Origin of the sequence: Paraburkholderia diazotrophica (assembly GCF_038900755.1) — a bacterium.
Taxonomy (GTDB): domain Bacteria; phylum Pseudomonadota; class Gammaproteobacteria; order Burkholderiales; family Burkholderiaceae; genus Paraburkholderia; species Paraburkholderia diazotrophica_A.
On the sequence record NZ_JBBPEN010000003.1, the window covers coordinates 176,496 to 198,329 of the forward strand.

The following is a 21,834-nucleotide window of genomic DNA, read 5'->3' on the forward strand; positions in this document are numbered from 1 at the left end:
GATGAAAACGACATGGAAGGCATTCGTCACAGCAGCCGTGCTCGCGCTGCCCGCCATCACCCACGCCGCCGACGACACCCTCGTCAAACGCGGCGAATATCTGGCGAAGGCGGGCGATTGCATCGCGTGCCATTCGGCGCCGCACGGCAAGCCGTTCGCGGGCGGTCTGCAGATGACGACGCCGATGGGCGCGATCTACTCGACCAACATCACGCCCGATCCGGACACGGGCATCGGCCGGTACAGCGAGGACGACTTTAAACGCGCGATGCGCGAAGGCGTTGCGAAGGATGGCCACAATCTGTATCCGGCGATGCCGTATCCGTCGTACGCAAAGGTCAACGACGACGACATGCATGCGCTCTACGCGTACTTCATGAACGGCGTCGCGCCCGTGAAGCAGGCGAATCGCGAGTCCGATATCAAATGGCCGCTCAACATGCGCTGGCCGCTGAAGCTGTGGAACCTGGTTTTTCTCGACGAGGGCGTGTATCAGAACAAGCCGGACAAGGACGTCGCGTGGAATCGCGGCGCGTATCTGATTCAGGGCCTCGGGCATTGCGGCTCGTGTCACACGCCACGCGGCATCGCGTTCGAGGAGAAGGCGCTCGACGAAAGCAGCAACGCGTATCTGACGGGCGGCGTGCTCGAAAACTGGTTCGCGTCGAATCTGACGGGCGAGCACAACACGGGTCTGGGCCGCTGGTCCGACGCGGACGTCGCGCAGTTCCTGAAGACGGGCGCGAATCAGCATGCGTCCGCATTCGGCGCGATGACGAGCGTGATCAACAACAGCACGCAAGCGATGACGGATACCGATGTCGCCGCGATGGCGCGCTATCTGAAGTCGTTGCCCGGGGCGGGCGGCTCGGGCGGTCCCGCGTACGCCTACGATGCGAAGGCGACGAAGGTGTCGCTGACGCGGCCGGCCAACGATGCGGGCGCGCGCGTCTATACCGCGTACTGCATGCATTGTCATGGCGTCGATGGACGCGCGTTCGCGCCGATGCTCGCGCCGCTTGCGGGCAATCCGAACGTGCTGGAAAAAGACGCGACGTCGCTGATCAACGTGACGCTGAACGGCACCGAAGACCTCGTGGTCGGCGGCATTCCCGCGCCGTATCCGATGCCGAAATACGCGAACGTGCTGAACGATCAGCAGATCGCCGATGTGCTGACTTTCGTTCGCGCGGGATGGAACAACGGTGCGCCCGCTGTCGTCGCGGCCGACGTCGCAAAGTTGAGGAAGGCGACGCAGGCTGCACGATAAGCGTTTGTCTGCGAAGGCGCTCGCGTTTTCATAGCAGGCGCCTTCGCTGTGAAAAAGCGTCAGCGATGCTGCCCGACCTTCTGCTTGCGTTCCAGCACCCGCGCATACCACGTCAACGGAAAGCACATCGCGAAGTACAGCAGCGCGACCATTCCATAGATCGGAAACGGCCGGAACGCCGCGTTGGTGATCATCGTGCCCGTCTTCGTGAGTTCGATGAAGCCGATGATCGACGTGAGCGCCGTGCTCTTGACCACTTGCACGAGAAAGCCGACCGTCGGCGCGACGGCAATCTTCAACGCCTGTGGCCACACGATATAGCGCAACTGCTGGCCGAACGTCATGCCCAGGCTTGCGCCCGCGGCCCATTGTCCGCGCGGCACTGCTTCGACGCAGCCGCGCCAGATGTCCGCGAGATAGGCGCTCGTGTAGAGCGTCAGCGTGACGGTCGCGGCGACCCACGGCGATACGTCCACGCCGAGCAAAGGCAAGCCGAAGAACGCGAGAAAGAGCTGCATCAGCAACGGCGTGCCCTGGAACAGCTCGACATACAGCACGACGATGCGCCGCAGCCACGGCAGCGGCGACACGCGCATCGCGAGCAGCAACAGCCCCACGATGCCGCCGCCGACGAACGCGATCAGCGACAGCAGCACCGTCCAGCGCGCGGCGAGCAGCAGATTGCGCGCGATGTCCCATAGCGTGAATTCGATCATGACGAGCGCTCCGTCGACGGCGCCGGGCGCGCGCCGCGCCATGCGAGGAGGTGGCGAAAGAGGCCGCGCGGCGCATCCGTGGAGCGGGCCGCGCGTCCAGCGAAGAGTCCCTTGCCGAGCCGGTTCAGCAGTTGACGCAAGACGATCGACAGCACCAGATACGTCGCGGTGATGATCACGTACGCCTCGAACGAGCGGAAGTTGCGCGACTGGATGTAGTTCGCCGCGTAGGTCAGATCGGGCACCGAGATTTGCGACACCACGGCCGAGCCGAGCATCACGATCAGCACCTGGCTCAGCAACGCGGGAAACACGTTGGCGACCGCCTGCGGCAGCACGACATGGCGAAACACCTGGCGCTTCTCAAGGCCGAGCGCTTGCGCGGCCTGAACCTGTCCGTGCGGAATCGACTCGATGCCGGCGCGCACGATTTCGATTGCGTACGCACCAAGATTGACGGTCATCGCGAGTATCGCGGCTTCGATTTCGTCGATGTGAATGCCGAGGCTCGGCAGCCCGAAGAACACGAAGAAGAGCTGTACGAGAAACGGCGTGTTGCGGATCAGCTCGACATACGTCGCGATCAGCGCGCGCGCCCATTTCGGACCGGACGCCGCCGCCGCGCCCGCAATGCCGACGACGCCGCCCAGCACCGTCGAGACGGCCGTGAGCCCGAGCGTCACGCCGACGCCACGCACGAGCATGCCCGCATACATGTCGAAGCTGCTGAAATCGAACGTGTAACTCATCGTATGCGGCTCATCGTGACATCGGCGATCAAGAGGGATTCAACGCAAGAACTGCAGCGCAAGGGACTCAGAGATTCTCCGGCAGCGGCGCGCGCAGCCACTTCTGCGAGATCGCGTTCATCGTGCCGTCCTTGCGGGCGCGCGCGATGGTTTCGTCGACTTTCTTCAGCAGGCGCGGCTCGTTCTTGTTCAAGCCGACGTGATCGGGCGAACTGAACAGCGAGAACTTCTGCTCGGGATCGTTGGCGGGATGGCGCGCGAGTATTGTCGCGCCCACATCGTTGCCGACGACCATCAACTGTACCTGACCAGAAAGAAATGCAGAAATAGCGCCGTTCGGATCGTCGAAGCGCTTGATGTTCGCCGACGGCGGTGCGATCTTCGTCACGCTCAGGTCCTCCAGCGTGCCGCGCGCGACCGAAATGCTCTTGCCCGCGAGATCGTTCGCGTCCTTCACCTTCAGCGACTTCGGCCCGAACACGGCGAGGTAGTAAGGCGCGTAGGGCTGCGAGAAATCGATCACCTTTTCGCGCTCGGGCGTCTGGCCGACGGACAGCAGCATGTCCGCCTTGTGGTCGGCGAGATAGGCCATGCGGTTGTCGCCCGTCACGGGCACCAGCTCCACCTTCACGCCGAGCGACTTGCCGATCAGGTTTGCGACGTCGATGTCATAGCCTTGCGGCTTCATGTCGGGGCCGATCGAGCCGAACGGCGGATAGTCCTCGAACACGCCGACGCGCACCACGCCCGCCTTCGCGATCGTGTCGAGCGCATCCGCATGCGCGAGCGGGGCGAACGCGGACAGCGCGGCGCCCGTCAAGGCAAAGGCCGCGAACGCGCGGGAGAGGCGGCGGCGGGAGAGGGCGGCGAGGGTCATCGGAGCATCCTTTCGTTGAAGGTTGGCGTTGCAGGGACTACGGGTGAGGATCACTCTAGGTTTGCCAAAATCCGCGAACAATCGAAATCTGCGCATGGGCGCCATGACGTGCGCTCATGCCGTACGGGTTGTCCCGAGGCCGATGCTGCATGAGCGCCGCGCATGACGAACGGTCCGCGGGGAATATTGGATCGCGTATGCTTGGGCATGATCGGAAACGAGCTTCGAGTCGAAGCGCCGCGCCCGATGATTTTTACTGATGCGATCCACGCCCATGCGACGACTTCCGCCCCTGAACGCCTTGCAGATCTTCGAGACAGTGGCGCGCCATCGCAGCTTCACGCGCGCGGCCGAGCACCTGTGTCTCACGCAGGGCGCCGTGAGCCGCCAGATTCTCGCGCTCGAGGACTACTACCGGTTCCCGCTCTTCAAGCGCCACGCGAAAGGCCTGACGCTGACGGCGGAAGGCGAGTTGCTGCTGCCCGCTGTCAAGGAGAGCTTTGCGCGCATCGAAGAAATATCGCTGCGCCTCACGCGCCAGCGCACCGATCTCGCGCTGAAGGTGCCGACCTGCGTGATGCGCTGGATGCTGCCCAAGATCATGCAGTTCCAGGCCGAGTATCCCGATCTGCACGTGCAGATCACGACGACGTGGCAGCACGATGTCGACTTTCAGGTCGAGCCATTCGATGCAGCGATTGTCTACGGCACGTCGGCGGGCGCGGACGTGCAATCGGTGCCGCTCTTCGAAGAGCGGCTGACGCCCGTGTGCGCGCCGCAGCTGTTGCAGGACAAGCCGCTTGCGAGCGCCGCCGATCTCGCGCGCCACACGCTGCTGCATCCGACGCGCGATCATCGCGACTGGAAGATGTGGCTTGAATACGTGGACGCGCGCGATGTCGACGCGGATCACGGCCCGAGCTTCGATACGCTCGATCTCGCCACCAACGCCGCGCTGCAAGGCTTCGGCGTCGCGATCAGCGATCTCGCGCTAATCGAGGAAGACGTGGGCGCGCAGCGTCTGGTGCGTCCGTTCGATGCCGTGCTCACGACGGGCGCGCGCTACTACTTCGTGTATCCGGACAGCGTCGCGCATCAGCAGAAGGTCAACCTGTTTCGCGACTGGATCGACCGGCACTGGGCGGGCTGAGCGACGGCCTGCCTGCTTGCGTGTCGCGAACGCAGTGATTACGCGTTCGCGATGCCAGGATGCATCAGGGCACGAAAATCAGGCCAGGAAAATCAGGCCAGGAAAATCAGGCCAGGAAAATCAAGGCACGAAAGACAGAAACAGATAGGCGGCCAGCAGCGACAGGTGCACGGCGCCCTGAAGGATCGTCGTGCGTCCCGTGCCGAGCGTGAGCGTGCTGATCAGAAGCGTCAGCGCGAGCAGCACGGTGTCCCTGCCGGTAATGCCGAGCGTGAGCGGACGGCTCATCCAGATGAACACGAGCGCGACGGTCGGAATCGTCAGCCCGATGCTCGCGAGCGCCGAGCCGAGCGCGAGATTCAGGCTCGTCTGCAAACGGTTGGCCCGTGCCGCGCGCACGGCGGCAAGCCCTTCGGGCAGCAGCACGAGCGCCGCGATCACGATGCCGACCACGGCGATGGGCGCGCCCGCTTTGAGCACCGCGCGCTCGACGACGGGCGACAGCACTTTCGCGAGCAGTACGACGGCGACGAGGCACACCATCAGCAATACGCTGCTCGTCAACGCTATGCGCGCGCTGGGCGGCGCGGCGTGCGCGTTTTCGTCGCCGGCGTCGTCGGCGAGAAAGTAGTCGCGGTGGCGCACCGTCTGCACGAACACGAATACGCCGTACAGAACCAGCGAGGACGCCCCCGCGAACGCAAGCTGCGAGGCGGTGAGCGCGGGTCCGAGATTGACGCTGATGTAATTGGGCATCACGAGCGACAGACCCGATAACGACGCGAGCACGGCCAGCGCCGCACTCGCGCCGCGAATCTGGAAGCCCTGCTCGCGATGGCGCAATCCGCCGAACAGCAGGCAGACCCCGACGATGCCGTTGCACACGAGCATCACGGCGGCAAACACGGTATCGCGCGCGAGTTCCGCTTTCTCGGGGCCGGCCGACAGCATCACCGACACGATCAGCGCGACCTCGATCACCGTCACGGCGATGGCGAGCACGAGCGTGCCGAACGGCTCGCCGATGCGATGGGCGACCACTTCCGCGTGATGCACGCCCGCGAACACGGAGCCCCCGAGCGCAATGGCCGCGAGCGCCGCCATCGGCCCGTTGCCGGGCAGCGCATAGGCGCCGCCGAGCACGATCCACGCGAGCAGAGGGGCCGCGATCGTCCAGCGGGGCAGTACGGATGATGTCGATGCCATGTGCGTTTCAGTCCGTTTGTTTTGTTCGGACGACCTGGGCGCGGATGCGCAGCGTCACCAGCCGTGAGTACCCGAAATTAAAGCAGTTCGGCTCGCCGCCCGTATGACAGGTCCGGTCGCGATGCGCATCGCGCAAAGAAAAACACCGCTCCTCGCGGTGAAGAGCGGTGTGTCGTGCATGATCCGGGCGCCCGCGTCGCGAGCCCCGGAAGCCTTGCGTTGAACCTTATTGCCCGACAGGGCGGATCGTCAGCGCGTTCTTCACCGATGTCACGCCGGCCACGTTCTGCGCAACCTGTGTCGCCTTGTCGACTTGCGGCTGCTCCGGCACCGAGCCCTGCAGCGTCACCGCGCCGCTCCTCGCGCGAACCGTGATGTTGGAGACGCTGATGTCCTTGCTCTTCGACAGCGCAGCGCGCACCTTCTTCGCCAGCGCGCGGTCAGCCGATTTCGCTGCCTTCGCGGTCTGCTTCGCGCTGGGCTGGTTGGTCATGTCGGCATCGCTTGCCTGAGCATAGGCGTTGATCGACGCCAGAACGACGAGCGCGCCACCTACCAACTTGATTGCCTGAATCGCCTTCATACACTTTCTCCTGTTGTCATGATTTGCGACGGTGTCGCGCGTGAACGCACCCGGCAAGCGGGCCGTCCTACGTGATACCACTGCACTACCACTTCGGTACTTCGCGATGAAAACGGCTGGAAAGATGCTGCTGGTTGGATAGGCATCGGGTGGCTGCCGATCTGGAGGGCAGGCCGGAACACCGATGCGGCTGGCCGGACAGTAACGATACCTCAATTGGTTCCATGGTGAAGAGATGGGTTCTCCGGGATGAGGCATCGGTACAACGGATGGGCGCCGCGTCGACGGCATCCGTGCCGGATTGCGTGCATCGTGCATGGATACGGGCGGCGCGTCATCATGCTGCAAACTGCGTGGCCCAGGCGACCGACCCGCCCGACCCGTGTGCCACCGGCGAATCCCCGCATGGTTACGACAACGCTTCCTATCGTTCCTCTTCGTCGCAACGATCTACCCGTCGATACGGTTGACCTTGCGCGCTTCATGCTGGGTAAATACCTGGTCCACGATCTGCGCGAAGGGCGCGTGGCAGGACGCATCGTCGAGACGGAGGCGTATCCCGTCGGCGATTCGACCAATCACGCGTTTCCCGGGCGGCGCGCGTACAACGGCTCGATGTTCCTCGAGCGCGGGCACGCGTATGTGCGCCTCACGTACGGCATCTACAACGTGATCAACGTGGTCAGCGAGCGCGAGGGGACGGGGGCGGCCGTGCTGATCCGCGCGCTGGAGCCCGTCGAAGGCATCGAATGGATGCAGGCGCGCCGGCCGGATGCGAAGCTGCGCGATCTCGCGCGCGGGCCCGGCAGGCTTGCGCTCGCGCTGGGCATCGATCTGACTCTTGACGGCGCCGACCTCTGCACGGGGCGCGGCTTGTGGCTCGGCGCGCTTGACGAAAAGCCCGTGCCATTCGCGGTGACGACGCGCATCGGCATTGCCCGCGAGACGCATCGTCTGTTGCGCTTTTACGAGCCGGGCAGCGCGTTCGTCAGCGGGCCGCGAAAGCTGCTGTCAGCGGGATGATGCGCGGTGCCGCGTTTCTTTAAGCCCCCGTCGACGTTCCGTATGCCGCGCCATGTGGCACCCGTCACGCTCGCCACATTTCTGGGCATGTGCCGATGTGGCCCGTCATTATTGCGGCACTCCGTCCCTTGAATCGACACGCGGCTCGCAAGATCCCAGAACTTTTGCACTCAGCGCAATTAAGTATCTCCGATATAGGGGTTTTCCCTCGGTTCGCCGGTGGCTACACTGAACTTACTGGCTTCACACACCCCGTGTGAAGCGGCTGATAAAACAACCATCGGAGGTAGTTACCATGAAATCGCTGATCAAGGCTGTCGCCATTGCTGCTGTTCTCGCCGCTCCTGTCGTTTCGTTCGCGCAGTCGAACCAGCCCGTTACCCGCGCGCAGGTTCGCTCAGAACTGATCCAGCTGGAGAAGGCAGGCTATAACCCCGCAACGGCTTCGGATCCGACCTATCCGGCCGACATCCAGGCCGCCGAAGCACGCGTTCAGGCCCAGAACGGCGCTGTTGCGCAAGCGCCCACCGCTGATACGGGTTATGGCCCGGCGACCAGCGGTTCGTCGCAATCGGGCGCCGCGAAGCGACTGAGCCCGACGCAAAACGTCTACTTCGGCAATTAATTGTCGTGTCGTCAGGGGCCGTGAAGTGTGCGGCCCTCGATGCGTGCTTTCGAAGAACAATGAAGCGCGGATGACACACATCGTGACGGCGGCGCGGCGCAGGGTTTAGAGACCTGCGGCCGCGTCGCCGTCGACGAAAGCTTGAACCTCCGCCGCCGCAAGGTGGCTTTGCCCAACCTCGCGGATTGGGCTTTTTTTGTTGGCGCGAGCGAGCGGACGAAAGCGCTTCTACGCGCCGTGAATGTAGTGCTCCAGTTGCTGGATCGTGAACTGCTGCTCGGCGATGATGTTCTTCACGAGGTCGCCGATCGACACCATGCCGATCAGGTTGTCGCCCTCCAATACGGGCAGGTGTCGCATGCGGCGCTCGGTCATCAGCGCCATGCATTGGTCGGTCGTCTGCTCGAGCGTGACGAAGCGCACGGCGCTGCTCATGATGTCGCGCACGGCCGTCGTCTTCGACGAGCGGTCCATCAGTACGATCTTGCGCGCATAGTCTCGTTCCGTGACGATCCCCGCGATCGACCCGTTCTCCTTGACGATCAATGCACCAATCTGTTTTTCCGCCATCAGCTTGATGGCGTTGTAGACGGAATCGGATGCCTCGATCGTGTAGACGTCTTGATTCGGCTTCGATTTGAGTACTTGTGCAACGCTAGTCATGGAGCGGCTCCGTTTGCAGTGCAGCACGCCCGGCCGCGGCGCGCTGGGGTGTGAAGGAGAGGCACGTCAAGCGCAGATCGAGCGCAGATCAAGTATAGGCGTCGACAGCGGCTGCGGCGACGCTCGCTTCGCCTGGTTTCGTGGGGACCTGCACGCATGTCATGCAAACGGCAACGCGATGGACGAGTACGTTGTTCGTTCGGCGTCGTTCGTTCCATTTCGTGCAATGGCGAATGCGTCGCAGCGCCCGCGCGCACGATCGCGAAGCATGCGACAGGTAGAATTCACCGTTTAGCGGTAAACTCCGCTCTGTACTTTGTTCCCCGGTTTCTTTTTTAGCCCGGTCTTCATCCCCGTTCGTTCACGGGTTCATGTCCGCAATACCGCTAACGCCATGCCCATGTCTCACGAGCCGTCGCACGCAGACGGCGCCACCACCGGCGAATGCGTCGCGCTCGACGCGACAGCCACGCTTCCAACCCGCTACGGCATCTTCACGTCCTACGTGTTTCGTGTGAACGACTCGGGCGCGGAACACGTCGCGCTTGTGATGGGCGATGTCGCGAACAAGCAGTCGGTGCTCACGCGCCTGCATTCGGAATGTCTGACGGGCGACGTGCTCGGTTCGTATCGCTGCGACTGCGGCGAACAACTCGATCTCGCGCTGCGCTATATCGCAGCCGAAGGTTGCGGCGTGCTGCTCTATCTGCGCGGACACGAAGGACGCGGCATCGGGCTGTCTAACAAGATTCGCGCATATGCATTGCAGGAGCAGGGCCGCGATACCGTCGAAGCCAACCTCGATCTTGGCCTGCCTGAAGACTCGCGCGAGTACGATTCGGCGGCCGCCATTCTGCGGCTGCTGAAGGTGACGTCCGTGCGCCTGATGAGCAACAATCCGAAGAAGTTCGATACGCTGTCGAAGCACGGCATTCCCGTGTGCGAACGGGTCGCACTGGCGATTCCGATGCGCGAAGAGAACGAGCGCTACATCCGCACGAAACAGGTGAAGTTTGGGCACTACTTCGAAGAGAACGAATAGCCGTAAATCCAGCACCGGCTGGAATCGTCCAAACGCGTCAGATATCGTAGATAAGTCAATGAATTAAAAAGAGAATCTTGCGATCTGCGATGTCGTCATTGCCGCGCCTACGCTCGTCTCCACTCACCTAAACTTGCTGTCCTGGCGTAGGTTTTTTCGCCGTTGCCGAGAAAACCTACGCCGCGTATCCTTCTCTCGAAAAAACCTACGCCGAGGGAACTATGCGCTTTGATGCACGCGTCGCCGCTAGATTGCCGAGCGGCGAGCACATGACCTTTGAGGGGTTTCCGGGACTACGTCTGCAGGCTTCGACGAGCCGGAAGTCGTGGACGTATCGCTACAAGTCACCGGTTGACGGCCGAATGCGTCAAGTGAAACTTGGCGAATGGCCAGCGATGGCATTTGCAGCAGCAATCGCTGCATGGGAAACGAACCGCGTCGAGCGCGACACTGGAGCCGAGCTCTCCGCACTGCGTCGAAAGAAAGAGCGGGCGGCAGCCCGTCCATCGCCGGACGATTACACCGTCAGGCAGCTCTGTCGCGACTATCTCGAAGGGTACGTGGAGGTGAACCGCAAGGCGAAGGGGGCGATAGAGGTCGCTCGTATCTTCAAGGCGATGCTGGATCCGATCGCAGATATGCGCGCTGCGACCCTCACGCGCGCCCAGGCGTTCGATTTCCTCGAATCGTATCGGGCCACGCCCATGCTCGCGTCGCGGCTTCGCATGGAGCTTGGTTGCGCCTGGCATTACGCGCTCGATGCTGGCCGCCTTCCAGAGGACACTGCGAACTGGTGGCGGGAGGTTCTGAGAGGGCGCTTGAAAAGCAAAGGGCGCAAGGTCGAGGGGAAATATACGGGGACACAGAAGCGCGTCCTCTCGGTAGATGAACTTGGCACGCTGATCCGGTGGTTACCGAACTTCAGCTTGACCGTTGCTGACGCATTGACGCTCTACCTCTGGACCGGCACAAGGGGCGGCGAAATCGTCGCCATGGAGGAAACTGAAATTGCCGAGGAGGCTGACGGCCTGTGGTGGACCGTCCCGAAGCACAAAACCAAGGGACTTCATAACGAGCGAGCAACAGACTTACGAGTGCCGCTCATCGGTCGTGCCGAAGTCGTTGTGCGTCGGCGGCTAGATCAGGCCAAGGGAACGTTCCTGTTTCCTTCGTCATCGCGCGGCACAGCGATGAACCAGACTGTGATTCAGCACGGCGTCTACTACCACCAGCCTTATTGCAAGATTGCGCCGAAACACGACCGACCTCGTCTGCCGGTTACGCACTGGTCGGCCCACGATCTTCGGCGAACGACGCGAACGCTTCTGGCAACGCTCGGTTGTCCAAATGAAATCGGGGAGGCGGTACTCGGCCATGTACAGCCGGGCGTCGTTGGAATCTATAACCGGCACACCTACGATAGGGAGCGGCGGGATTGGCTTACGCGATTGTCGCATCGCCTCGAGGAGATCGCTGCGACGTATCCTTCGAGGAAGTAGTGCGGCGGTGCCGATTATTGTGACCGGTGTTTGGAGGAGGGAGCAAATCGGATACGGGCCGCTCCTCGGCCCACGCTTCGACCTCGCGCGTGAGCCAGGCGACGCGACGACCGGATAGCATTCGGGGCTTTGGAAACTGGTTTTCGCGAACGAGCTTTTGCACACTCGTCTCTGAAAGAGAGACAGCGGCAGCAACGGCAGGAAGATCGAGATAAAGCGGTTTCATACTGGTCGGTGCGGGCATGCTGCAATCCTCTCTTGGGGGGCGCTGACCAATGAACAACGTTTTGTAATTGGGTTTTGCTCGAACGGCTCGCGATGCCGAACGCTCTGCACCCGCGAAGCATCGGGCAGCGAACGACAAGCATCCCAGATTCGGCCCACATTGGATGCCACCAGGTCGAGCATGGGCTCAGCGCTCCATGTGGCCGGATTAGGCGGTGGACTGGCGTGTACAGGATCTACGTCCGTCGGACCATTCGGAACTCGACGGGCTGCTCCACGACGATCTCGTGAAAGCAAAAGAATCGGTAGACCTGCGGGGACCGACTTCTTCCCAAGGCGAGGGGCAGAGAGGGCTTCCAGTCAAAAAGACCCGCGGTGGTCCAGACAAAGAGACGAAGCACGACCGCGAATGCAACAAATGAGCACCACTGGTAACTCACGCGCTAGGGTGTTGCGTCGACAAACACCTATCATATTAGGCCGTTCGAGAAAGACAAGGCGTTTAGTCTTCGCTACCTTCACGTTATTCCCAGATAGACGATAACAGACCGAAAAACTCTCCGTGCTCCCGTTAATCAATCACTTCGTTCGGATTCTCTGTAGCTCTCTGCGCAATCGTTCGACCGCCCAAGAAAGGACTCATGCTTTCCGTCCATTGCTTCATCACAAAAGGAATTGCTAGTCGCATAGACATTCGATGCACTCGCCAATGTACTCGATTGAGGCTGGGTCAAAATGGACCAGCGAATCGTTGCGAAAGTGCAATGCTACGGACGGTGACGCCCTGCCGGCAGCGGGAGTCATCGCGTGACGTCCCCGGCGAACTCGTCGCGGAGCTGGCGACGTATGGCAGCTGGTTTGCGTTCATACCCGCCTTCAACGCAAGTCCGGCAATTGACGCACGGGACTGTAGGCAGGCGTCAATCAACTTGCGCTTGCCCTCGGCGTCTAACTTCCTCTTGCCTGCCGCAGTCACGCCGGTCACCCGCAGCGGAATGAAATCAACCTCGTTCTCTGTCATTGGTTGCGTCCGGAACTTGCAGTTGTGGACGCAAGCCTGCGCTCGCTCAGCTTGCAATTCTAAGTGCGTTTTAATTCGCGCGTACGAGCATCGCGTCGCTCTCCAATACGTCGCCTCAAATGATTGTTCTGCAAGCGCAGCGCTCACGCTCCGTAAATCTTCTCGCAGAACGCCGCACTCGCACCCAGCCTTCGAGACAGATCTGCAGCGGCATCCAGTTGCACACGATCGAGTTCGCCCGACGCGTGCGCTGCGCTCAGCCGCGATGCAGGACCGGACAACGTCAGCGCCGCCATGAACTTGTCGCCGGCGCCGAAGATCGGTACCGCGAACGCGGCTGTGTGCACGTCGCGCGCGCCCGCGGTGAAGATCGGCAGTGCGGGCGGCCTGTCGTAGATCGGTTCGCCGAGTCCCCAGAAACGGATCACTTGACTGATGGCCGTGTCGTCGAGCGGCAGCGTCGTTCCCGCGAGCCGCGTTTCACGCAGACCTTCGGACGGCTCGGCCCGAAACAGGCAAAGCCGCTGCCCGTTGTCGGGAACGTAGTACGATGCGCTTTCTTTCGTCAGCGCGGCGAGCGCATGCAGCGCCGGTTCCACCACCGTGGACAGATGGAAGGACTGCTCGTACAGCTTGCCCAAGTACAGCACGCGATGTCCGAGCGAATAGTTGCCCGATTGCGCGCGCACCACATAGCCCATTCGCTCCAGCGAGTTCATCAATCGATAGACCGTCGTCTTGTGCATGCCGGACGCCTGCGCAAGCATCGCAAGCGACTGTGACTCGGCCCCCGGCCTGAAGCAGTCCAACAGCGAAAGCGCTTTCTCGACTGCGACGACTCCGTCGTTTCCCATTCCCGTCTCCCGTCATTCGTTTCCGCTGCATTGTACACAGTAAAACGATGGTTTATACCGTAAACGGGTAAACGCTAGTGGCTCGGCGCGCCGTCGCTAGCTATAGTGATTGCATCTGGTACACCATCGTTGTACAGAGTACAACTCACGAACTGAGATGAAATCCATGAGCACTACGTCCGCAGGTACTTCCGCCATCAATCGCAATATCGAGCGCGTGTCGCCGGAACTCGTCGAGGCAGCTGCGCGCTATCAGGCCGCCATCCTCGCCGACGTCGCTGGCCGTCGCGGCACGCTGCACGGCCGGGTCAAGCCGCTGTCGCCGACGATGAAAGTCGCGGGTCCGGCCGTCACGGTCGAAGTGCGTGCTGGCGACAACCTCGCCATCCACGCCGCACTTTCGATCGCGAAGCCGGGCGACGTGATCGTCGTCGACGGCAAGGGCGATCTGTCGTGCGCGCTGATCGGGGAAATCATGGCGACCCAGGCAAAGGCGAGCGGCATAGCGGGCATCGTCATCGACGGCGCGGTGCGCGACGCGCACGAACTCGCCGGCGGCGACTACCCGATCTTCGCGGCCGGCCTGAATCCCTGCGGCCCGACCAAGAGCGTCGCGGGCCTCGTGAATGCGCCGATCTCGGCCGGCGGCACGGCCATCAACCCGGGCGATCTCATTGTCGGCGACGCGGACGGCGTGGTCGTGATTCCGCGCAACGACGTAGCGCGCATCATCGATCTCGCGCAGAAAAAGCTCGACATGGAAACGGCGCGCATCGCGGCGATTCACAAGGGCGACGTGCGTCCGGGCTGGATCGAGAAAGAACTGCGTGCAGCAGGCATGCTGGCGGAAGGCGAGGCGCTGTGATGCAGACGGCTTCGCATAAACCCGTCGTCCTCGTGACGGCTGCCGATCTCGCGCCGCAAGCGCTCGACATGCTGACCCGGTTCGACGTCGTGTTCGCGGGCAAGCAGCCGACGGAAGACGACATCGTCGCACTGTGCGCGCAGCACAAGCCTGTCGCGATCATCGTTCGATACGGCAAGGTCAACGCCCGCATCATGGACGCCGCCGACAACCTGCAGGTGATTTCGAAGCACGGCAGCGGCATCGACGTGATCGATCAGGCCGCGGCAGCCGCGCGCGGTATCGCGGTGCGCGCGGCCGTGGGCGCCAACGCCGCCGCTGTCGCGGAGCACGCGTGGGCGCTGATTCTCGCGTGCGCCAAGTCCGTGCCGCAACTCGATGCGCGCATGCGCGAAGGCCACTGGGACAAGGCCACGCACAAGTCCGCCGAACTGGATGGACGCACGCTCGGTCTCGTCGGACTGGGCGCGATCGGCCGACGCGTCGCAGCGATCGGCGCGGCCTTCGGCATGAACGTGCTCGCGTTCGATCCGTATGCGAACGAAGCGCCCGCAGGCGTGAAGCTGGTGCCCCTCGACGAGCTGTACGCCGCTTCCGACATCGTCTCGCTGCATTGCCCGCTGACGGCGGAGAACCGCCAGATGCTCAACCGCGACACGCTCGCGCGATTCAAGCGCGGCGCGATTCTTGTCAACACGGCGCGCGGTGGTCTGATCGACGAAGCCGCACTCGCCGAGGCGCTCGCCAGCGGCCAGTTGCGTTCGGCCGGTCTCGACAGCTTCGACGTCGAACCGATGACGAACCCGCACCCGTTCCAGCAGATTCCGAACGCGATCCTGTCGCCGCATATCGGCGGCGTGAGCGATGCCGCGTACGTGAACATGGGCAAGGGCGCCGCCGCCAATGTTCTCGCCGTCGTCGAAGAACACGCCCGCAACGCAGCCTGAAGTACGCACGAGAAGGCCCATCATGTTCTATCTCATCTCGCCCGAAGTACGCACCGCCGAAGTCTTCACGCGTATGCCGGACAAATTCCGCAAAGCCGACGTCCAGACCGATTGGGCGCGTGCCAATCGCGGCGGCCTCGCCACGGACTCGTTTCTCGAAGGCCCCGTGTGGGACCCGGCCGGCTATCTGTTCGTGACCGACATCCCGCACGGCCGCGTCTTCCGGATTTCGCCTTCGGGCGAGTGGGAACTCGTCGTGCAGTACGACGGCGAGCCGAACGGCATGAAGCGCTTTGACGATGCGCATCTGCTGATCACCGACTATCGCAACGGCCTGATGCTGCTCGACGTCGCGCGCGGCGAAGTGCGTCCGTTTCTCGAGCGACGCAACTCCGAGCGCTTCAGGGGCGTGAACGACCTCACGTTCGATTCGAACGGCAACCTGTACTTCACCGATCAGGGGCAAACGGGGCTGCACGATCCGACGGGCCGTGTGTACCGGCTGTCGGCGGACGGCAAGCTCGACATGCTGCTCGGCAATTGCCCGAGCCCCAACGGACTCGTGCTGTCGCCCGACGAAAAGGTTCTCTTTGTCGGCATGACGCGCGGCAACTGCGTGTGGCGCGTGCCGCTTCAGGCGGATGGTTCCGTCAGCAAGGTCGGACAGTTCTTCACGTCCTACGGTCCGAGCGGCCCCGATGGACTGACCATCGACACGCAAGGGCGGCTCTTCGTCGCGAACCCTGGGCTTGGCCGCGCGTGGGTGCTGAACCATCGCGCGGAGCCCGTCGAAATCCTGACGAGCCCGGAAGGCGCTTCGCTCACGAATCTATGTTTCGGCGGCTCGGACATGAAGACGCTGTTCATGACCGAGTCCGTTTCGGGGACGGTTCTCAAAGCTGAAATGACGATTGCCGGGTCGCGTCCGAAGCTGGCCCAGCGACGCTAGGCGCCCGCCACACATCAATACATTGCGCCGACAGAAGCGTAATGGAGGAGAAAACATGACCATGTCGCAAACCCTGCGCGCCGACGGCGCCACGCGGCACGCAGAAGCGCCGCCCGTTCCCGGCATCGCGAGCGAGGACTACGCGGCCAGCGAGCGCACGCTCGCTAAAGCGTTCCGTCGAATCCTGCCGTTCATCTTTATCTGCTACGTCATCAGCTATCTCGACCGGACCAATGTCGGGTTCGCCGCGCTGACGATGAACAAGGATCTCGGTTTGACGTCCGAGCAGTTCGGCTTCGGCGCAGGGCTGTTTTTCGTCGGCTATTTCCTGTTCGAGATTCCGAGCAACCTGATCATGCAGAAGGTCGGGGCGCGCGTATGGATCGCGCGGATCATGATCACGTGGGGTCTCTTTTCGATGGCGACGGCGTTCGTCGTCGGTCCGAAGAGTTTTGCCGCCGCGCGCTTCCTGCTCGGTCTCGCCGAAGCGGGCTTCACGCCCGGCATCTACCTGTATTTCACGCACTGGTTTCCGGGCAAGTGGCGCGCGAAAGTGACGGCCGCGTTCTTGGTCGGCATTCCCGTTGCGAACATGATCGGCTCGCCCGTTTCGGGCGCGCTGCTCGAACTCGGCGGCTTGCACGGGTTGCGCAGCTGGCAGTGGCTCCTGCTGATCGAAGGTGTGCCGGCTGTGATCCTCGGTATCGCCTGTCTGTTCGTGCTGGCCGATCGCCCCGAAAAGGCGAAGTGGCTGAGCGAAGAAGAGAAGTCGTCGCTGGCGAAGCGTCTCGCGCTGGAACAGGGCGACATCGGCGCGCGTCACGGCAGCAACCTGCGCGATGCGATGACCAACTGGCGCGTGTTCGTGCTCGCGTTCATCAACTTCTGCGGCATCGTCGGCTCGCTCGGCGTCGGTCTGTGGATGCCGCAAATCATCAAGCAGTTCGGCGTCGAGCACGAGGTCGTCGGCTGGCTCACGGCGATTCCGTACGCAATCGGCGCGGTCGTGATGCTCTGGTGGGCGCGCGTCGCGAATCGCTCGCACAACCGCATTCCGTATGTCGCTGGCGCGCTGGCCGTGGCAGCCGTCGCGTTGTGTGCAAGCACCTTCATCGACACGCCCGCGCTCAAGCTGATCGCACTGTGCTTCACGGTGAGCGGCATCCTCGCTTTCCAGGCGACGTACTGGGCCATTCCGTCAGGTTTCCTCACGGGGCGGGCGGCTGCCGGCGGTCTTGCGCTGATCGTGTCGGTGGGCAATCTGGGCGGCTTCGTCGGTCCGTCGATGATCGGCGCGCTCAAGCAGTTCTCGGGCGGCTTCACGGTGCCGCTGCTCGCCGTCTCGGGCGTGCTGCTGCTCGGTGCGCTGACCATCGCCTGGCTCGGCGATCCGGGCGCTGACGCGGGCGAAGCGCCGTCCGCGCACAAGGTGTGATCCACGCATTCAAAACCAATCCATAAACTCTGTTTGGAGACTCCATGCTGTTGTTCAAGAAAGCCAGCCACAACGTCAACACGAACACCCGCCTGATGCTCGGCGCACTCGCAGCCGCAGGCGTCAGCCTGTCGTGCGGCGCCGCGCATGCGCAAAGCAGCGTCACGCTGTACGGCATCGCCGACGTTGGCATCGAGCACATCAACAATACGAGTGCTGGCGGCGCACAAACGCGTGAAGTGTCGGGCAACCTGTCCGGCTCGCGCTGGGGACTGAAGGGCGTCGAAGATCTCGGCGGCGGCATGAAGGCCATTTTCCAGTTGGAAAACGGCTTCAACATCAATGACGGCACGACCGCGCAATCGACCAAAGGTCTCGGTCCGAACGCGACGACGACGGCCCGGCTATTCGGCCGGCAGGCGTGGGTCGGTCTTTCGTACAAAGGCCAGCAACTGACGTTCGGCCGGCAGAACTCGCTGCTCTACGAACAGGCCGTTGCGTTCGACCCGATGGGCGCATCTTCGCGATACTCGGTGCTGTCGCTCGACTACGCGATGGCCGGGCGTATCGACAACTCGGCGAAGTACACGGGCGTGTTCGGCCCGCTGACGGCGCAGGCGATGTACAGCACGCGCTATGACACGGGCTACGGCGCCGAAGTGCCGGGCGCGCAAATCACGGGGCGCTTCTTCAGCGGCGCGCTGACCTACGCGCAAGGTCCGTTCGCGGCGAGCGTCTCGTACGAGCAGCGCAACAGCAACACGGTCGCGACCAACACGGGCACCGAGCGTCGCGCGACGGCAGCCGCTTCGTATGTAATCGGACCCGTGAAGGGCTTCGCGGGCTACCGCTATCTGCGTGCATCGAATGCGTTCCTGCCTGTGAACCCGATCGTCGTTGCAAACGGCTCGGAAGCCAGCGCTGCGAATCTCTACTGGGCGGGTGCGCAGTACACCGTGACACCCGCCTTCATCATCACGGCCACCGGTTACTACCAGGACGTGCATTCGACGGGTGCCGACCCGTGGCTGGCGGTTCTTTGCGCGGACTACCTGCTGTCAAAGCGTACCGACGTTTACGCGACGGCGGGCTTTGCTCACAACAAGGACAAATCCACGCTTGGTGTCAATGGATACGGTACGGTCGCGCCCGGCTATAACCAGACGGGCATCACGATTGGCATGCGCCAAAAGTTCTGACGAGAGAGCGTTGTGCAGATAGTCCATGCGCCCCATCTTCCGGTTCGACAGGACTGGCTTGCCTTGCGAAGTGAGCCGGTTCTGGAGCCTGAGCTGCTGATTGTCGATGCGCATCATCATCTGTGGGACCGCCAGACCGGGCGGTATCTCGCGGATGAGTTCGGCAAGGATGTGGCGAGCGGGCATCGGGTCGTGTCGACGGTCTACGTGCAATGCCGCTCGATGTTGCGCCAGGACGGTCCCGATGCGATGAAGCCCGTCGGCGAAGTGGAGTTCGCCAACGGCATCGCCGCGATGTTCGCGAGCGGCGCGTATGGACGGGCGCGCTGCTGCGAGGCGATCGTCGGCGGCGCGGATCTGACGCTTGGAGCGGAACTCGATGCCGTGCTCGAAACCATGCTGCAGGTATCGGGTGGACGTCTGTGCGGCATTCGCAATCCGCTCGCGTGGCATGCGAGTCCCGAAGTGAGTTCGAGCCCCGTGACGCCGCCGCGCGACCTGATGGCGAATCCGGTTTTCCGGCAGGGTGTCAGGGCGCTCGGCCGCTTCGGGTTGTCGCTCGATGCATGGGTCTATCACACGCAACTCGACGATCTGTATGAACTCGCGCATGCGGCGGATCGCGTGACGGTCGTCATCGATCATTTTGGCGGTCCGCTGGGTGTGGGTCCGTACGCCGGTCAACGCGTGGCTGTTCACGCCGAATGGAAGCAGAAACTCGCCCGCCTCGCGAACCTGCCCAACACGCGCATCAAGCTTGGCGGTGCGGGCATGAACGTGTTCGGCTTCGACTTCCCCACGCGCGAGCTGCCGCCTTCGTCCGAGGAACTGGCCTCTGCGTGGCGGCCGTATTTCGACACCTGCGTCGAACTGTTCGGTGTGGATCGCTGCATGTTTGAAAGCAACTTTCCCGTCGACAAAGCGATGTTCAGTTACGGCGTGCTGTGGAACACCTTCAAACGACTCGCGTCCGCGATGTCCGCCGATGAAAAATCCGCGCTCTTCAGCGGGACGGCGGCGACTACTTATCGCCTCGCTATTCCCGGAGACAAGACATGAAGACGAGCGCAACGGTTGCGACAACCGAATTCATTGACGGTGCCGAAGCCAAAGGACTCAGGAATATCACGGGCACCGAGTGGCGTTCGTTGTCGCTCGCGGGACTGGGCTGGACATTCGAAAGCTACGACTCGTTCCTGCTTTCGCTTCTGCTGCCGACCCTCGCCCTTCAGTTCGGCTTGAGCAAGGCGCAGTTGGGCTTGTTCACGAGCATCACGGCGGCGGGGCAGATCGTCGGCGGCATTCTGTTCGGCTATGTGTCGGACCGGCTGGGGCGCGTCGGTACCGCGTTGCTCTGCGTCGGCATTTATTCGCTGTTCTCGGGGCTGATTGCGTTCGCGCCGAACGAGCACTGGTTCGCGACATTGCGCTTCTTCGGCGCGTTGGGCATGGGCGGTACCTGGACGGCCGGCGCCGCGCTGATTGCCGAGACATGGCACGCGAGCCGGCGCGGCAAGGGCGGCGCGCTGATGCAGATGGGATTGCCCATCGGCGCGATTCTCGCCATCACGATTTCAGGCATCGTCAGCGGCGTGAACAACGGTCTTGGCGGCAACAGCTGGCGTCTGCTTTTTCTGATCGGTGCGTTGCCTTTCTTCATCCTCTTCTGGGTCGCCAGAAAAACGCCTGAATCGCCGATCTGGCTGGAGCGCAAGCAGGCGAAGTCGCAGGTTCAGCGCGTTGACGCGGCGGGCAGCGGCAAGCTCAATGTCCGTGGATTGCTGACGGCGTTCGGGTTCATCTTCTTTTTGCAATACCTGTACTGGGGCGTCTTCACGTGGACGCCGACGTTCCTTGTCACGGTGAAGCATCTCGACTTCGTGCATAGCCTGAAGTTCGTGCTTGCTCTGCAGTTCGGCGCGATCAGCGGATTCCTGCTGTTTTCTGCCTTCGTCGACCGGCTCGGCCGACGTCCGATGTTCCTCACCTATCTGTTGATCGGGGCGGGGGCCGTGGGCGTGTACATCCTGTCGTCGGACGCGCTGTTGCTGATGGTCGCGATCTTTCTGACCGGCTTCAGCGTGAACGGCATTTTCGCGGGAGCGGGACCGTTCCTCGCGGAGATCATCGGCAATACGGCGTCGCGCGGATTTCTGATGGGCCTCGCGTACAACGGCGGCCGTCTGGGCGGCTTCATCGCGCCGCTGATCATCGGCGCGCTCGCGTCGACTTCCGCCGGATTCGTGCTGGGACTTGCGACAACCATCGTCGCATTCATCGCCGCCGCCGTCGTCGTATTCTTCGCGCCCGAAACGCGCGGCAGGGCGCTGTCATGACGGTGGCGGCGCAAACCGGCTTCGTCAGCAGACTGTTTCCGGCGCTTGCCGAGGCGTCGCTGAGACGTTATCTGAGCGGACAGGTCGCGTCCGTGCTCGGAAGCTGGACGCAGAATGTCACGCTGAACCTGCTCGTGTATCACCTGTCGGGGTCGGCGGCGATTCGCGCACTGCTCTATTTTTTGCTGTATGGACCGCAGCTGATCGTCGCGCCGATTGCCGGTTCGCAGATCAGTTCGGCCAACGCAAAGCGCGCGACGCTGTGGGTGCTCACGGCGTCGCTGGTCCTGACGGCCAGTCTTTTCACGCTGTCGCTGCTCGGCGCGCTCGGCGTGAAGCTGATGCTCGCGCATGCGCTCGCCATCGGCGTGTCCAGTGCGGTCGAGACACCCGCGCGTCAGGTCCTGCTGCTCACGTTCGGCATGTACGGGATGGCCTACAACGGCACGATGCCGTTCGGCTATCTGCTTGTTGGGACCGCGTCCGAAGCGCTAGGCGTACGACACACGTTCGCAGTCATGGCGGTGGTGCTCGCCAGTGGCGCCATCGCCGTCATTGCATGGCAACGATTCACGAATCAGCGCGCAGGCGCACAATAAA

The 21,834-nt window shown here is 62.8% G+C and carries 22 protein-coding genes and 1 pseudogene; 14 read left to right on the forward strand and 9 right to left on the reverse strand.

Translation table 11 applies throughout. The annotated features are described in order from the left end of the window. The first annotated feature begins 1 nt into the window (after nt 1). Nucleotides 2–1,270: a cytochrome c gene (locus AABE10_RS10765; protein WP_342933242.1), complete on the forward strand. Its 1,269-nt coding sequence runs from the start codon at nt 2–4 to the stop codon at nt 1,268–1,270. 59 nt (nt 1,271–1,329) lie between these two features. Here the strand turns inward: AABE10_RS10765 and AABE10_RS10770 are convergent, their stop codons facing one another. The 3 genes from AABE10_RS10770 to AABE10_RS10780 all read right to left on the reverse strand — a co-directional run bounded on the left by AABE10_RS10770 (nt 1,330) and on the right by AABE10_RS10780 (nt 3,612). Next, nucleotides 1,330–1,986, reverse strand: a complete 657-nt coding sequence (locus tag AABE10_RS10770; protein WP_342933243.1) for an amino acid ABC transporter permease — start codon at nt 1,984–1,986, stop codon at nt 1,330–1,332. Continuing rightward, the gene (locus tag AABE10_RS10775) at nt 1,983–2,735 is read right to left on the reverse strand and encodes an amino acid ABC transporter permease (protein WP_342933244.1); all 753 of its coding nucleotides are present in this window, start codon (nt 2,733–2,735) and stop codon (nt 1,983–1,985) included. The genes AABE10_RS10770 and AABE10_RS10775 overlap by 4 nt, the downstream gene beginning before the upstream one ends. Nucleotides 2,736–2,802: 67 nt before the next feature. Then, nucleotides 2,803–3,612, reverse strand: coding sequence for a transporter substrate-binding domain-containing protein (locus AABE10_RS10780; RefSeq protein ID WP_342933245.1), 810 nt, complete (start codon nt 3,610–3,612; stop codon nt 2,803–2,805). Between the two features lie 274 nt (nt 3,613–3,886). On the opposite strand from AABE10_RS10780, the gene AABE10_RS10785 reads away from it, so the two are divergent. Further along, nucleotides 3,887–4,762, forward strand: a complete 876-nt coding sequence (locus AABE10_RS10785; protein ID WP_342933246.1) for a LysR substrate-binding domain-containing protein — start codon at nt 3,887–3,889, stop codon at nt 4,760–4,762. Nucleotides 4,763–4,882: 120 nt separating this feature from the next. Here AABE10_RS10785 and AABE10_RS10790 read toward each other — a convergent pair whose 3' ends face one another. Continuing rightward, nucleotides 4,883–5,968: an ionic transporter y4hA gene (locus AABE10_RS10790; RefSeq protein ID WP_342933247.1), complete on the reverse strand. Its 1,086-nt coding sequence runs from the start codon at nt 5,966–5,968 to the stop codon at nt 4,883–4,885. Nucleotides 5,969–6,194: 226 nt separating this feature from the next. After that, on the reverse strand, nt 6,195–6,551 hold the full coding sequence (locus AABE10_RS10795) for a BON domain-containing protein (protein WP_342933248.1): 357 nt from the start codon (nt 6,549–6,551) through the stop codon (nt 6,195–6,197). A 405-nt stretch (nt 6,552–6,956) separates the two neighbouring features. Here AABE10_RS10795 and AABE10_RS10800 point away from each other — a divergent pair, with 405 nt between their 5' ends. Then, nucleotides 6,957–7,574 (forward strand): DNA-3-methyladenine glycosylase, encoded by a 618-nt coding sequence (locus AABE10_RS10800; RefSeq protein WP_342933249.1) that lies wholly within the window; start codon nt 6,957–6,959, stop codon nt 7,572–7,574. 295 nt (nt 7,575–7,869) lie between these two features. Continuing rightward, complete coding sequence (locus AABE10_RS10805; protein WP_342933250.1) at nt 7,870–8,199, forward strand: DUF4148 domain-containing protein; 330 nt, start codon at nt 7,870–7,872, stop codon at nt 8,197–8,199. A 228-nt stretch (nt 8,200–8,427) separates the two neighbouring features. Here the strand turns inward: AABE10_RS10805 and AABE10_RS10810 are convergent, their stop codons facing one another. After that, entirely contained in the window at nt 8,428–8,862 is a 435-nt protein-coding gene (locus tag AABE10_RS10810) for a CBS domain-containing protein (protein ID WP_342933251.1), read from the reverse strand. A 400-nt stretch (nt 8,863–9,262) separates the two neighbouring features. Here AABE10_RS10810 and ribA point away from each other — a divergent pair, with 400 nt between their 5' ends. Both ribA and AABE10_RS10820 read left to right on the forward strand, forming a co-directional pair. Next, nucleotides 9,263–9,904, forward strand: coding sequence for a GTP cyclohydrolase II (ribA, locus tag AABE10_RS10815; RefSeq protein WP_342933833.1), 642 nt, complete (start codon nt 9,263–9,265; stop codon nt 9,902–9,904). 221 nt (nt 9,905–10,125) lie between these two features. Continuing rightward, nucleotides 10,126–11,403: a tyrosine-type recombinase/integrase gene (locus AABE10_RS10820; protein WP_342933252.1), complete on the forward strand. Its 1,278-nt coding sequence runs from the start codon at nt 10,126–10,128 to the stop codon at nt 11,401–11,403. On the opposite strand, the gene AABE10_RS10825 is transcribed toward AABE10_RS10820, so the two are convergent. From AABE10_RS10825 to AABE10_RS10835, 3 genes and pseudogenes are all read right to left on the reverse strand, one after another. Then, on the reverse strand, nt 11,345–11,647 hold the full coding sequence (locus tag AABE10_RS10825; RefSeq protein WP_342933253.1) for a helix-turn-helix transcriptional regulator: 303 nt from the start codon (nt 11,645–11,647) through the stop codon (nt 11,345–11,347). The two genes, AABE10_RS10820 and AABE10_RS10825, sit on opposite strands and share 59 nt — an antisense overlap. 831 nt (nt 11,648–12,478) lie before the next feature. Next, a pseudogene (locus tag AABE10_RS10830) lies at nt 12,479–12,649 on the reverse strand (IS66-like element accessory protein TnpA); the annotation flags it as partial. Nucleotides 12,650–12,792: 143 nt separating this feature from the next. Then, complete coding sequence (locus AABE10_RS10835; RefSeq protein WP_342933254.1) at nt 12,793–13,503, reverse strand: IclR family transcriptional regulator; 711 nt, start codon at nt 13,501–13,503, stop codon at nt 12,793–12,795. 166 nt (nt 13,504–13,669) lie between these two features. Between AABE10_RS10835 and AABE10_RS10840 the strand changes: the two genes are divergently transcribed. The 8 genes from AABE10_RS10840 to AABE10_RS10875 are packed head-to-tail and all read left to right on the forward strand — an operon-like array spanning nt 13,670 to nt 21,833. Further along, a complete protein-coding gene (locus tag AABE10_RS10840; RefSeq protein ID WP_342933255.1) occupies nt 13,670–14,368 on the forward strand; it encodes an RraA family protein in 699 nt (232 codons plus the stop codon). Further along, nucleotides 14,368–15,315 (forward strand): NAD(P)-dependent oxidoreductase, encoded by a 948-nt coding sequence (locus tag AABE10_RS10845; RefSeq protein WP_342933256.1) that lies wholly within the window; start codon nt 14,368–14,370, stop codon nt 15,313–15,315. The genes AABE10_RS10840 and AABE10_RS10845 overlap by 1 nt, the downstream gene beginning before the upstream one ends. 22 nt (nt 15,316–15,337) lie before the next feature. Next, nucleotides 15,338–16,264, forward strand: coding sequence for an SMP-30/gluconolactonase/LRE family protein (locus AABE10_RS10850; RefSeq protein ID WP_342933257.1), 927 nt, complete (start codon nt 15,338–15,340; stop codon nt 16,262–16,264). 55 nt (nt 16,265–16,319) lie between these two features. Next, nucleotides 16,320–17,699 (forward strand): MFS transporter, encoded by a 1,380-nt coding sequence (locus tag AABE10_RS10855; protein WP_342933258.1) that lies wholly within the window; start codon nt 16,320–16,322, stop codon nt 17,697–17,699. A gap of 44 nt (nt 17,700–17,743) precedes the next feature. Further along, nucleotides 17,744–18,898 carry a porin gene (locus AABE10_RS10860; RefSeq protein WP_428983297.1) on the forward strand — a complete coding sequence of 385 codons (1,155 nt, stop codon included), beginning with the start codon at nt 17,744–17,746 and terminating at the stop codon, nt 18,896–18,898. Between the two features lie 12 nt (nt 18,899–18,910). Further along, nucleotides 18,911–19,957, forward strand: coding sequence for an amidohydrolase family protein (locus tag AABE10_RS10865; RefSeq protein ID WP_342933259.1), 1,047 nt, complete (start codon nt 18,911–18,913; stop codon nt 19,955–19,957). Continuing rightward, nucleotides 19,954–21,234 carry an MFS transporter gene (locus AABE10_RS10870; RefSeq protein WP_342933260.1) on the forward strand — a complete coding sequence of 427 codons (1,281 nt, stop codon included), beginning with the start codon at nt 19,954–19,956 and terminating at the stop codon, nt 21,232–21,234. Before AABE10_RS10865 ends, AABE10_RS10870 begins: the two co-directional genes overlap by 4 nt. After that, nucleotides 21,231–21,833: a hypothetical protein gene (locus AABE10_RS10875; protein WP_342933261.1), complete on the forward strand. Its 603-nt coding sequence runs from the start codon at nt 21,231–21,233 to the stop codon at nt 21,831–21,833. The genes AABE10_RS10870 and AABE10_RS10875 overlap by 4 nt, the downstream gene beginning before the upstream one ends. The last annotated feature ends 1 nt before the right edge of the window (nt 21,834 follow it).